The 389-nt window shown below is 72.8% G+C and carries 1 protein-coding gene; it reads right to left on the bottom strand.

Annotation, left to right across the window (positions count from 1 at the left end; translation table 11 throughout):
• A partial coding sequence (locus IH50_RS38465; protein ID WP_037873700.1) for an acyltransferase domain-containing protein occupies positions 1 to 389 on the bottom strand: 389 nt, incomplete at both ends.

Below are 389 nucleotides of genomic sequence, written 5' to 3' on the forward strand. Positions count from 1 at the left end.
CCAGCAGCTCGTCCAACGCGTCCGCGTCACCGGAGACCACCACCGACGACGGCCCGTTCACCGCCGCCACCGACACCCGGCCCTCCCACCGGCCGACCAGCTCCCGCACCACCGACACACCACGCGCCACCGACACCATGCCGCCCAGCCCCGACAGCGCCCGCAATGCACGCGACCGCAACGCCACCACCAGCGCCGCGTCCTCCAGCGACAGACCACCCGCCACACACGCGGCCGCGATCTCCCCCTGCGAATGACCCACCACCGCCGCCGGCCGCACCCCGCACGAACGCCACACCTCCGCCAACGACACCATCACCGCCCACAACACCGGCTGCACCACATCCACCCGCTCCAACGACGGAGCACCCTCCACACCCCGCACCACA

Source organism: Streptomyces sp. NRRL S-37, from assembly GCF_000721605.1.
GTDB lineage: Bacteria > Actinomycetota > Actinomycetes > Streptomycetales > Streptomycetaceae > Streptomyces.